Genomic DNA, 12,449 nt, shown 5'->3' on the forward strand with positions numbered 1-12,449 from the left:
CCTAGCCTGACGGCGTAGGGTGGAAAACCGCGCAGCGTTTTCCACGCGAGGGTAATGCCAGGCTATCCCGACTCCCCCGGCCGGATGCTTCACTCGTCCTCGACGATCAGCACCACCAGATCCTTGGGCCCGTGGGCGCCATAGGCCAGCACCTGCTCGATGTCGGCGGTCTTGGACGGCCCCGAGATCAGCAGGGCGTTGGTCGGCATGCCGTCCTGCCAGCGGTGCTGTTGCTGCAACTCGTAGAAGTTGTCCACCACGGTGCTGGCCCGCAGCAGGGCGATGTGCAGCGGGGGCACCAGGCTCATCAGGCGCGGTTCCTGGCGATCCGGCCAGAGCACCAGACTGCCGGTGGCGGCCAGGGCGCCGAGGGTGCCGGTGAGGCTGGCCGGGGTGTCGTTGAACAGTTCGGCCTTCCACTCCTCTACGGGGCGATCATAGGCCTTCCAGCGCGGCTGGCCGTCGCCCTGCCAGCGCTCCACCAGGCGCGCACCGTGGGCCGTGCCGGGAGCGATCAATAGCTGATCCAGACCCCGTTCGGCGAGGACGCGCTCGACCAGCGCCGGCCATTCCGCCGCGGTGGTCAGGTGGATTTCGGTATGCACCGTCTCCATCAGGGTGCGCAGGCGGGCGACGCGTTCTTCAGGCGGATAGCGCCAGGGTTCGGTCACCAGGACTTCGTCGAAGGTGTCCGCCAGCGGCTGGGTGCCCTGCAGACTGCCGCGCAGCTTGGCGAGGATGTTGTCGCGGGCGCTCATGGGCGTTTCTCCAGGTGGTCGCGGGCCAGTTCATGCAGCGAGCGCGCTGCCGGTCTGGGCGCGCTGTGGTGCTCCGTCCAGGGGCCGAGCTGGCCGGGGGTGAAGCGGCCGAAGCGGGTGGCCAGGTAGCTGAAGCCGCGATAGAGCAGCGGCGAGGTGTAGAGATTCTGCCAGGCATGCCAGGTCCAGCGCTCCCGGGCGGAGAACTTGCTGCCCTGGCCGCGCAGCAGGTACGGCTCGGCATTGGGCGCCTTGACGTTCTCTTCGCGCAGGCGCCGCAAGAGCGCCGGAATCGGGATCTTGACCGGGCAGACCTCTCCGCAGGCGCCGCACAGCGAAGAGGCGCTGGGATGGTCGGGCGCCCGCTCCAGGCCGACCAGATGCGGGGTGATGATGGCGCCGATGGGGCCGGGATAGACCTCGCCATAGGCATGGCCGCCGATGCGGGTATAGACCGGGCAGTGGTTCATGCAGGCGCCGCAGCGGATGCAATTGAGGGTCTGGCGCAATTCGCTGTCGGCGAAGGCCTGGCTGCGGCCGTTGTCCAGCAGCACCAGGTGCACCTCGCGCGGTCCGTCCAGCTCCTCGGCCTTGCGCGGCCCGGAGATCAGGTTGACGTAGGTGGTGATCGGCTGGCCCAGGGCCGAACGGGTCAGCAGCGACAGCAGCGGCACCACGTCGCGCAGGTTCTCCACCACCTTTTCGATACCGGTCACGGCGATGTGCACCGGCGGTACCGTGGTGGACATCCGCCCGTTGCCCTCGTTTTCCACCAGCAGCAGGGTGCCGGTCTCGGCCACCGCGAAGTTGACCCCGGAGATGCCGATGTCAGCCTCGAAGAATTTCTGCCGCAGCACTCGCCGACCGGTCTGGATGAGTTCGTCGACGTCGGTGGTGTAGGGCTCGGCGAGGTGCTCGTGGAAGAGGGTACCCACCTGCTGCCGGTTGAGGTGGATGGCCGGCATGATGATGTGCGACGGCTTCTCGCCGGCGAGCTGGATGATGTACTCGCCCATGTCGGATTCCAGGCAGTCGATGCCCTGGGCGCCGAGGACGTGGTTCATGTCCATCTCTTCGCTGACCATGGACTTGCCCTTGATCAGCAGTTTGGCCGCATGGCGCTCGGCGATCCCCTGGACGATGGCATTGGCCTCGGCCGTGGTCTCGGCCCAGTGCACCTGGACGCCGTTGCGCGTCAGGTTGGCCTCCAGGCGTTCCAGCAGGTCGGGCAACTTGGACAGCGCCCGGGCGCGGATGCGATTGCCCAGCTCGCGCAGCCGCTCGCGCTCGTCGGCATCGCTCATGCTGGCCAGACGCTTGGTCATCAGCGAATCCATGGCGGTGCGGAAGTTGCGCCTGAGCTGGTCGTCGCCCAGGGCCTGGCGGGCCCGCGTCTTGAAGGGGGGCGCCTCGCTGACGTCGGTGAGGGGGATCTTCAGCCTCTCGTTCATGCGGCACCTCCGATACGGCGCCAGAGAAAGCTCGCCAGGTGTTCGCCACGTAGGGCGGCGCGCTGCTTTTCCAGGGCGCCGTTGATGTTCATCAGGCAACCGCAGTCGGCGGTGATTACCTGGGCCGCGCCGCTGTCCTGCAGGGCGCGGGTCTTGTCCGCCACCATGGCGCCGGAAATGTCCGGCATCCGCACCGAGAAGGTGCCGCCGAAACCGCAGCATTCGCTCTCGTGATCATGGTCGACGCGCTCCACGGCCTGCAGCTGGCCGAGCAGGGCGCGGCCGTGCAGGTGGGTCTGCATCTCGCGGCGGGCGCTGCAGGAGGTGTGCAGCGCCACCTTGGTCGGGGCGCCGCGATCCTGATAGTCCACCTGGCAGACGTGGAGCAGGAATTCCGCCAGTTCGTAGGTGCGCTCGGCCAGATCCCGTACCTGACGCAGGGTCTCGGGTTCGTCGGCGAACAGCTCGGCATAGTGATGACGCAGCATCCCGGCACAGGAGCCGGACGGCACCACCACCGGCCAGGGCTCGGCGAACAGCGCCAGCTGGGTACGGGCCACGGCGCGGGCTTCCTCGGTGTAGCCCGAGGTGTAGGCGGGCTGGCCGCAGCAACTCTGCGCCTGGGGGAAATGCACGCGGATGCCTTCGCGTTCCAGCAGGCGGATGCTGTCCATGCCGGCTTCGGGATAGAAGAGGTCCACCACGCAGGTGCCGAACAGATAGACCTGGGTCGGCTTCTGCTGCGGATAGATCCGCGGCGGCGCCAGGGGTGGCGCGGTGCGGGTGGTGTTGGGGGCGGCGTTGGGGGCGGCGTTGTGGAAGAGGTCGTTCATCAGGCGTCACTCCGGGTTGGCCCGGTTAGAAGAAAACCGGCGGCGACCGGAGCCGCCGCCGGGAATCGCACGATCAGTGCACCAGCATGCCGGTGAACACATAGGCCTGCGCCAGGGTGATCAACCCGACCAGCACGGCGAAGCCGATGCTGTGGCGCACGGTGAAACGGAACAGGTCGGATTCCTTGCCCACCATGCCGGTGGCGGCGCAGGCCACGGCGATGGACTGCGGCGAGATCATCTTGCCGGTCACGCCACCGGAGCTGTTGGCGGCCACCAGCAGGGTGTCGGAGACGCCGATCTGGTGTGCGGTGGTGGCCTGCAGCGAGCCGAACAGGGCGTTGGACGAGGTATCCGAACCGGTCAGGAACACCCCCAGCCAACCCAGCAGCGGCGAGAAGAAGGGGAACAGCGCGCCGGTACCGGCCAGCAGCAGGGCCAGGGTGGTGGACATGCCCGAATAGTTGACGACGAAGGCGAAGGCCAGCACCAGTCCGATGGAGAGGATCGGCTTGCGCAGCTCTACCAGGGTTTCCTTGAACACCGCCCAGCCGGTCGACGGCTTGATGCGGAAGATGGCCATGGAAATCAGCGCCGAGAGCAGGATGGCGGTGCCTGAGGCGGACAGCAGGTCGAGCTTGTAGACCGCCGGCATGGGCGTCGGGGTGGCCACGATGGGCGCCACCTTGAGCACCAGCTTGTCCAGGTAGGGCACCGGTACGTTGATCACCAGGGCATAGAGGGCACCGCCGGTGGCGAACAGCGCCTTGAAGGCCTTGGTGGTCCAGATCGTGACGACCACGGTCAGGATCAGGAACGGCGACCAGGCCTTGATCACGGTACCCAGGGAATGCTCCGGCGGCAGCCGACCGCCGCTGCCGAAGCCGGTCCCGCCACCCAGCATGGCGGCACCGCCGCCACTGACCACGGCAGTGGCGCCCGCGGTGGCCTGCTGCGGCTGGCGCAGCTTGAGGTAGCTGGTGAGGGCGATCATGGCGGCCAGCGACGAGGTGATGTCGGGCAGTTCCGGGCCGATGAAGTTGGAAGTCAGGTACTGGAATACGGCGAAGGTGCCGCCGCAGATCAGCGCCGGCTTCCAGGTTTCCCGCAGGCCACGCATGCCGTCCATCATGAACATCAGCCACAGCGGCACCAGCAGCGAGAGCAACGGCAGCTGGCGACCGGTCATGGCGCCGATCTTGAACGCGTCGATGCCGGTCACCTGGCCGGCGACGATGGTCGGGATGCCCAGGGCACCGAAGGCCACCGGCGCGGTGTTGGCGATCAGGCAGAGCCCGGCCGCCTTCAACGGATTGTGGCCCAGCCCCACCAGCAACGCGGCGGTGATGGCCACCGGTGCGCCGAAGCCTGCCGCTCCTTCCAGGAAGGCGCCGAAGCAGAAGCCGATCAGCAGCACCTGCAGGCGCTGGTCATCGGTGATGGACAGCACCGAGCTGCGGATGATGTCGAACTGGCCGCACTTGACCGTCAGCTTGTAGAGGAACACCGCCGTGACGATGATCCAGGCGATGGGCCAGAGGCCATAGAGGAAACCGTAGCCAGCGGCAGCCAGAGCCTTGTCCACCGGCATGTGGTAGACGAACAAGGCGATGACCAGGGCGATCGCCAGGGTCAGGGCGCCTGCTACGTGCCCCTTGAGCCTGAGAGCGGCGAGGGCGACGAAGAAGAACAGGATCGGCAGGGCAGCGACGAAGGCCGAAAGGCCCAGGCTGCCAAGGGGGAGATAGAGCTGTTGCCAGGTTTCCATCGGGTGCTCCTTGATTGTTTTTGTAGGGAGGCGGCAGGACGGGGTTGCACGGCATCGCGACCTGTGACAAAAATTGGTAAGACCAATTTACAAGGGCGACTTCACGCACGTTAAGCGGGGTCTTTCCCGCTGTCAAACAACTTGCCGTGCGACTTTCGTCGGCCAGCTTTTCCAGCTGGCGAGCGTCCTCTACCGCTTTGCGGATTTCCCGAGGTTTTTCATGGGTTTCGAACCGGTCAAGCAACGTCGTCTGTCGGACGACATCGTCAAGCACCTGGAAGCGCTGATCGCCGAAGGATCACTGCGGCCGGGCGAGCGCCTGCCGGCCGAACGTGCCCTGGCCGAGCGCTTCGGGGTATCGCGACCGTCGCTGCGGGAAGCGATCCAGAAACTGGTGGCGCGCGGACTGCTGATCAGTCGGCAGGGCGGGGGCACCTATGTCACACAGGCGCTGAACAGCGCCTTCACCGATCCGCTGCTGCCGCTGCTGGAAAGTCGCGAGGAGACCCGGCGTGATCTGCTGGAGTTTCGCCATACCCTGGAAAGTGCCTGCGCCTATTACGCCGCGCAGCGCGCCACCGAACCGGATCTGGCGCGGCTGAAGCTGGCCTGGGAACGCCTGGAGGACTGCTATCGCCGACGCGAGACCATCAGTCGGGAAGAGGAAGGGGAGGCCGATGCGGCCTTTCACCTGGCCATCGCCGAGGCCAGTCACAATGCCGTCTATCTACACAGTATCCGCAGTCTCTTCGAGCTGCTCCGGCACCACATGGTGACCAATATCGGTGGCATGCACGCCCAGCGTGGCGAAACCCGCGAGCGGTTGCTGGAACAGCATCGGGCGCTCTACGCAGCCATCGTCGATGGACGCGCCGAGGCGGCACGGGAGGCGGCCAATCGGCATCTTGCCTATGTGCAGGAAGTACTGGTGGAGGCGGGCGCGGTGGCTCATCGGTTGGCACGCGCTAGGCGCCGCGATGAGTTTTAGAATCAATTAGAAACAATATCGTTTTGATATCGCTAATTTATTTTCGTGGTGTCCTAAAGTTTTTGCCGTCAAGCCGTGATAACCCGGTCACACTACCTCGCTTTTGCGCGTCTAGACCGGTACTTGACAGTGGCCATACATAGATCAGACATCATAGTTCCTCCCTTCCTACTGACGCCAGTCATTCTGGGTGCAACGTCGGTGTGCTCGCTTTTCGGCGTCGCCGGTCTCTCTACCACGACCCTTACCCTCGGCGGCGTCCAGGTCGCCCTCGCGGCAGGAGCGGCCGTCTGGCAACACCGGCGCGCCGCCACCCTGCAGGCTGAGCTGGAGGCTGCCCAGGCCGCAGGCCAGGAACTCAGCCTGGCGCGCGACGAGGCCCTGGAGAATCTGTGTGTCGCCGTCCTTCCCGTGTGGTCCGAACAGATCGAGGCCGCGCGCGCTCACACCGAACAGGAAATCGTCAGCCTGACCAGCCGCTTCGCCGAGCTGGCCGGCCGCATCGAGAACGTGGCGGGCAACGACCAGGGCGGCGGCGATCGCCTGGTGAACCTGATGGCCGCCAGTCAGAACCAGCTGGACGGCATCCTGCAGTCCTTGCGCGAAGCGCTCTCCAGCAAAGGCGCACTGCTCAACGAGGTCAACGGCCTGGCCTCGCTCACCGAGCAGCTCAAGAGCATGGCCAAGGACGTCGGCGACGTGGCGCGCCAGACCAACCTGTTGGCGCTCAACGCCGCCATCGAAGCGGCGCGCGCCGGTGAGGCCGGTCGCGGCTTCGCCGTGGTCGCCGACGAGGTGCGCAAGCTCTCCACCCTGTCCGGCGATACCGGCCAGAAGATCGGCGAGACCGTGGAAACCGTCAACGGCGCCATCGCGCGCACCCTGGAGCTGTCGCAGCGCCACGCTGAACGCGATACCGGCACCCTGAACCAGTCCGGCGAGACTATCGAGCAGGTCATCGGGGCTTTTGGGGGCACCACCCGCGAGGTGGTCGAGCGCAGCGATGCCCTGGCGGAAAACGCCTCGGCCGTCGGCGGCGCCATCGCCGAGGTACTGGTCGCCCTGCAGTTCCAGGATCGGGTCAGCCAGATGCTCGGTCACGTGCGTGACGACCAGGCTCGCCTCGAGCGCTTGGTCGCCGAGCGACGCGCCCTGGCGGCCAGCGGTCAGGCGCTGCCCCCCTTGGATACCAAGGCCTGGCTCGCCGAGCTGGCCCGCACCTACACCATGGCCGAGCAGGTCGCCGTACACCACGGCAAACGTGCTGCCGCCCCCGCCGAATCCGATATCACCTTCTTCTGACAGGACGTTCTGCCATGAGCAACAAAACCATTCTGATCGTCGACGACTCCATCTCCATCCGCCAGGTGGTCGCCATGACCCTCAAGGGCGCCGGTTATGACGTCATCGAAGGCTGTGACGGCCGCGACGCCCTCACCAAGCTGGATGGCCGCAAGATCCACCTGATCATCAGCGACGTGAACATGCCCAACATGGATGGCATCACCTTCGTCACCGCGGCCAAGAAGCTGCCGGCCTACAAGTTCACCCCGGTGATCATGCTGACCACCGAATCCGACGCCACCAAGAAGGCCGCCGGCCAGGCCGCCGGGGCCAAGGCTTGGATGGTCAAGCCGTTCCAGCCAGCACAGATGCTGGCGGCGGTCTCCAAACTGATCATGCCCTGATAGCCCGCGGAGGCTGCCCATGAACGACGTCGTTCGCACTCGCTTACCCCTCTCCGGGCCCCTGACCATCTACACCGCGGCGGACAGCAAGCCGCTGCTGATGGAGCCCCTGGCGGCCGGCGTTACCCTGGCACTTGAGCTGGCCGAGGTCGACGAGTTCGATTCGGCTGGCTTGCAGCTGCTCCTGCTGGCCCAGCGCGAAGCACGCAGCCTGGGCGGCGCTCTGGAACTGGTCGACCCCAGCCCGGCGATCACCGAATTGCTGGAGTTGGCGGGTCTCACCGAATTCTTCATGCCCATCCCGACCCAGGAGGTGGCCGCATGAACATGGACGAGATTCTCAAGACCTTCATCGCCGAGAGCGAGGAACTGCTGGTGCAGATGGAGGCGGCCCTGCTGCAGATCGAGCAGGCGCCGGAAGACATGGAGCTGATCAATGCCATCTTCCGCGCGGCCCACACCATCAAGGGCTCGGCGGGGCTGTTCGGCCTGGACCATGTCGTCGCCTTCACCCATGTCGCCGAGAGCGTGCTCGACCGCATCCGCGGTGGCGAGCTGGCCTTCGACGAAACCCTGTCCGCCCTGTTCCTGGAAGTCTGCGATCACCTCAACGGCCTGATCGCCCTGGTGGACTCCGGCAGCGCTCCCGAAGCCGACTTCCAGGCTGCGGGCGCGGCCCTGGTGCAGCGGCTGGAGCACTACCTCACCCCGAGCGCTAAGGCCAGCGGCCCGGCCGTTGCGACCCGCGCGCCCATCCTCGCCACCGACGGTGTCGCCGCCGGCCACTGGCACCTGTCGCTGCGCTTCGGGCCGGACATGCTGCGTAACGGCATGGACCCCCTGGCCTTCGTCCGCTACCTCAACAGCTTCGGGCGCATCGTCAACATCGTCACCCTGACCGACGCCATCCCGGCCGCCGCCGAGATGGACCCGGAGACCTGCTACCTGGGCTTCGAAGTGGCCTTCGACAGCGACGCCGACAAGGAAACCATCGAAGGCGCCTTCGAGTTCGTCCGCGAAGACAGTGACATTCGCATCCTGCCGCCGCACAGCCGCAGCAGCGATTATTGCAAGCTGATCGAAGAGCTGCCCGAGGAAGACCTGCGCCTGGGCGAGATCCTGGTGCGTTGCGGCACCCTGACCGCCCACGAGCTGGACGAGGTGCTGCGCCGCCAGGCCGATCCGGCGCTGCCCCGGCAGCCCATCGGCGAGGTGCTGGTGGAGGCCAATCTGGTCAACCCCCCGGTGGTGGACGCAGCGCTGGACAAGCAGCGCAAGGTCAAGGAACAGCGCAATGCGCCCGCGGGCGATGGCCAACTGATCCGCATCGATGCGACCAAGCTCGACCAGCTCATCGATCTGATCGGCGAGCTCATCATCGCTGGTGCCGGCACCCAGCTCATCGCCCAGCAGAGCGGCCTGGCCGAACTGGTGGAATCCACCGGCGTGCTGTCGCGGCTGGTCGAGGAGGTACGAGACACCGCCCTGACCCTGCGCATGGTCCAGATCGGCACCACCTTCAACCGCTTCCAGCGAGTGGTGCGCGACGTCTCCAAGGAGATCGGTAAGGACATCGCCCTGCGTATCAGCGGCGGCGACACCGAACTGGACAAGACCGTGGTGGAGAAGATCGGCGATCCGCTGACCCACCTGATCCGCAACGCCATGGACCACGGCATCGAATCCGCCGAGTTGCGCCTGGCGCGCGGCAAACCGGCCCAGGGCACCGTGGGCCTGAACGCCTATCACGAGTCGAGCAGCATCGTCATCGAAGTCACCGACGACGGTGGCGGTCTGTCCCGCGAGCGCATCCTGCGCAAGGCCACCGAGCGTGGCCTGATCGCCGAGGGCCAGGTGCTGGCGGACCGCGATATCTTCAACCTCATCTTCGAGCCCGGCTTCTCCACCGCCGAGCAGATCAGCAACCTGTCCGGCCGTGGCGTTGGCATGGACGTGGTCAAGCGCAACATCACCGCCCTGCGCGGCAGCGTCGATCTCACCAGCGAGGAAGGTCGGGGGACCACCGTCACCATCCGCCTGCCGCTGACCCTGGCGATCATCGATGGCTTCCTCATCGGTGTCGGCAATGCCACCTACGTGGTGCCCCTGGATGCGGTGGAGGAGTGCATCGAACTCACCGACGCCACGGGTGCCCAGGGCCGCGGCAACGATTACCTCGACCTGCGTGGCGAGGTCCTCCCGGTATTGCGCCTGCGCCAGCTGTTCGCCGTCGAGCAGGCACCGCCGCGGCGCCAGAATGTGGTGGTGGTGAACTACGCCGGTCGCCGCGCCGGCCTGGTGGTGGACCAGTTGCTCGGCGAATTCCAGACCGTCATCAAACCCCTGGGGCCGCTGTTCGGCCACAACCGGAGCCTCGGTGGCTTCACCATCCTCGGCAGCGGTGCCGTGGCCCTGATCCTGAGCGTTCCCGGGCTGATCGGCCAGGTCTCCCAGGGTACCTCCCGCGCCGCCGCAGCGGCCGCACTTTCCTGAAAGGACCTCTACCATGACCGTAAGTAAGAAAATGGCGTTGCTGGTGGTTTCGGCCTTGCTGGGTATCGTCCTGCTGGCCGGACTGGGTTATCTGCAACTGGGCACGGTCTATGAGCGGGCCAACTTCGGCAACGAAAGCGCGGTACCCTCGATCCTCTCCATCGATGCCATCGACGCTCATTCGGCGGACATCATCACCGGCATGTATCGTCACCTGGCCGCCGATGGCGAAGCGGCCACCGCAGCCGCAGAAAAGGAGCTGGCAGAAGCCCAGCACCTGACCGCGGAAAGCCTCAAGACCTACGAGGCGTCGTGGATCGCAGATGATACGGATCGCGCGCTTCTGCAGGACGATCAGCGGGCCATCGACGAGCTCAACAAGCTGGCCGCCACCATCCTGCCGCTGTCTCGAGCCAGCCAGGACGAGGAGGTCAAGCGTATTCTTGGCGAGCGGCGCGACGTCGTCGATCAGGTCGGCAACGCGCTGGATGCCCACCGTCTCTACAACCAGAAGATTGGCAACGAGCAGGCGCAACTGGCCGAAAAAACCCGCGATCAGGCCACGCTGCTGTCCATCGGCATCGCCCTGGCGACGCTCCTGGGTATCGGTCTGCTGGGTTTCTTCATCACCCGCAACCTGCTGCGTCAACTGGGTGGCGAACCGACCGCCGTTGCCGCGGTCGCCACCCGGGTGGCGGCGGGCGATCTGCCCGACGACCTGAAGCTGCGGCAAGGTGACGATTCCAGCCTGATGGCCGCCATGCAGCGCATGGTGGTGACCCTGCGCGGGCTGGTGGCAGAGATGTCGCGGATGTCCACCGAGCATGATCGTGGCGAAACCGATGCGCGCATCCAGGTGGAGAACTTCCAGGGCACCTTCCGCAACATGGCCGAGGGCGTCAACGCCATGGTCGCCGGCCACCTGAGCGATTCGGCCAAGGCCATGGCCTGCGTGAAGAGCTTCGGCGAGGGCGATCTGTCGGTCACCCTGGAGCGTTTCCCCGGCCAGAAGGCGGTGATCAACGACAACCTCGAGCAGGTACGGGGCAACATCCAGACCCTGGTGGTGGAGATGACTCTGCTCTCCGAGGCCCACGACCGCGGCGAGACCGATGCCCGCATTCCGGTGGAGCGCTTCCAGGGCACCTTCCGCAGCATGGCCGAAGGCGTCAACGCCATGGTCGCCGGCCACCTGAGCGATTCGGCCAAGGCCATGGCCTGCGTGAAGAGCTTCGGCGAGGGTGATCTTTCGGCGCCGCTGGAGCGCTTCCCCGGCAAGAAGGCCTTCATCAACGACAACATCGAGCAGGTGCGGATCAACATCCAACGGCTGATCGACGATGCTCAGCACCTGAGCGAAGCGGCCATTGCCGGCCGCCTGGACACCCGCGCCGATGCCAGCGCCCACCAGGGCGACTTCCGCCGGATCGTCATCGGTATCAATGGCACCCTGGACGCCATCGTGGCACCGGTCAACGAGGCCATGGGTGTCATGTCCGGCCTGGCCCAGGGTGACCTGAGCCGTACCGTGGACGGCGACTACCAGGGTCAACTGCTGGAGCTGAAGAACTCCGTCAATGGCACCGTCGGCAAGCTGAACCAGATCATCGGTGACGTGCGGCTGTCGGCCGATGCCCTGGCCAGTGCCGCCGAGCAAATCTCCGCCACGGCCCAGAGCATGAGCCAGGCCACCACCGAGCAGGCGGCGTCGGTGGAGGAGACCTCCTCCAGCATCGAGCAGATGTCGGCCTCCATCGCCCAGAACACCGAGAACGCCAAGGTGACCGATGGCATGGCCGGCAAGGCCGCGCGCGAGGCGGGCGAGGGTGGCCAGGCAGTGGGCGATACCCTGGTGGCCATGAAGACCATCGCCGACAAGATCGGCATCGTCGACGACATCGCCTACCAGACCAACCTGCTGGCGCTGAACGCGGCCATCGAAGCGGCGCGTGCCGGCGAGCACGGCAAGGGCTTCGCGGTGGTGGCCGCCGAGGTGCGCAAACTGGCCGAACGCAGCCAGGTGGCGGCCCAGGAGATCGGCACCGTGGCCAAGGGCAGTGTGGCCCTGGCCGAGCGCGCCGGCACCCTGCTGGACCAGATCGTGCCCTCCATCGGCAAGACCTCGGAGCTGGTGCAGGAAATTGCCGCGGCCAGCGAAGAGCAGAGCAGCGGCGCCAGCCAGATCAACCAGGCCATGCTGCAACTGAATCAGATCACCCAGCAGAACGCCTCGGCCTCCGAGGAACTGGCGGCCACCGCCGAGGAAATGAGCGGCCAGGCCGAACAACTGCAACGGCTGATGGGCTTCTTCCATGCCGGCGAGAGCCGTGTGGGACAGGACCTGGATCGTGCCCTCGGGGCTGCCCGGTCCAAACCGACCTTGTCGGCGGGCCAGATGCGGCGCAATGGCGCCCAAACCCATATCCCGGACGGCTACACCGCGTTCAGCTCCTGAATTTTTGACCTCCGG

9 protein-coding genes and 2 pseudogenes are annotated in these 12,449 nt (G+C 66.2%); 7 read left to right on the forward strand and 4 right to left on the reverse strand.

The annotated features are described in order from the left end of the window. Positions 1 to 89 precede the first annotated feature (89 nt). The 4 genes from AR540_RS08075 to AR540_RS08090 all read right to left on the reverse strand — a co-directional run bounded on the left by AR540_RS08075 (position 90) and on the right by AR540_RS08090 (position 4,810). Positions 90 to 758, reverse strand: a complete 669-nt coding sequence (locus tag AR540_RS08075; protein WP_059227674.1) for a LutC/YkgG family protein — start codon at positions 756 to 758, stop codon at positions 90 to 92. Further along, positions 755 to 2,209, reverse strand: coding sequence for a LutB/LldF family L-lactate oxidation iron-sulfur protein (locus AR540_RS08080; RefSeq protein ID WP_059227676.1), 1,455 nt, complete (start codon positions 2,207 to 2,209; stop codon positions 755 to 757). Before AR540_RS08080 ends, AR540_RS08075 begins: the two co-directional genes overlap by 4 nt. Beyond that, positions 2,206 to 3,042, reverse strand: a complete 837-nt coding sequence (locus AR540_RS08085; protein ID WP_059227678.1) for a (Fe-S)-binding protein — start codon at positions 3,040 to 3,042, stop codon at positions 2,206 to 2,208. Before AR540_RS08085 ends, AR540_RS08080 begins: the two co-directional genes overlap by 4 nt. Positions 3,043 to 3,115: 73 nt before the next feature. After that, a complete protein-coding gene (locus AR540_RS08090; protein WP_059227679.1) occupies positions 3,116 to 4,810 on the reverse strand; it encodes a lactate permease LctP family transporter in 1,695 nt (564 codons plus the stop codon). 220 nt (positions 4,811 to 5,030) lie between these two features. On the opposite strand from AR540_RS08090, the gene AR540_RS08095 reads away from it, so the two are divergent. The 7 genes and pseudogenes from AR540_RS08095 to AR540_RS26415 all read left to right on the forward strand — a co-directional run. Continuing rightward, positions 5,031 to 5,798: a GntR family transcriptional regulator gene (locus tag AR540_RS08095; RefSeq protein ID WP_059227682.1), complete on the forward strand. Its 768-nt coding sequence runs from the start codon at positions 5,031 to 5,033 to the stop codon at positions 5,796 to 5,798. 555 nt (positions 5,799 to 6,353) lie between these two features. Beyond that, complete coding sequence (locus AR540_RS26005; RefSeq protein WP_236712028.1) at positions 6,354 to 7,100, forward strand: methyl-accepting chemotaxis protein; 747 nt, start codon at positions 6,354 to 6,356, stop codon at positions 7,098 to 7,100. A gap of 14 nt (positions 7,101 to 7,114) precedes the next feature. After that, entirely contained in the window at positions 7,115 to 7,486 is a 372-nt protein-coding gene (locus tag AR540_RS08105; RefSeq protein WP_059227685.1) for a response regulator, read from the forward strand. A gap of 19 nt (positions 7,487 to 7,505) precedes the next feature. Continuing rightward, on the forward strand, positions 7,506 to 7,811 hold the full coding sequence (locus AR540_RS08110) for an STAS domain-containing protein (RefSeq protein ID WP_059227687.1): 306 nt from the start codon (positions 7,506 to 7,508) through the stop codon (positions 7,809 to 7,811). Further along, positions 7,808 to 9,979, forward strand: a complete 2,172-nt coding sequence (locus tag AR540_RS08115) for a chemotaxis protein CheA (RefSeq protein ID WP_059227688.1) — start codon at positions 7,808 to 7,810, stop codon at positions 9,977 to 9,979. Before AR540_RS08110 ends, AR540_RS08115 begins: the two co-directional genes overlap by 4 nt. Before the next feature lie 13 nt (positions 9,980 to 9,992). Beyond that, positions 9,993 to 11,516 (forward strand): annotated as a pseudogene (locus AR540_RS26410) (MCP four helix bundle domain-containing protein); the annotation flags it as partial. Positions 11,517 to 11,573: 57 nt separating this feature from the next. Further along, positions 11,574 to 12,434 (forward strand): annotated as a pseudogene (locus tag AR540_RS26415) (methyl-accepting chemotaxis protein); the annotation flags it as partial. Positions 12,435 to 12,449 lie beyond the last annotated feature (15 nt).

This window comes from Pseudomonas sp. EpS/L25 (assembly GCF_001512295.1).
GTDB lineage: Bacteria > Pseudomonadota > Gammaproteobacteria > Pseudomonadales > Pseudomonadaceae > Chryseomonas.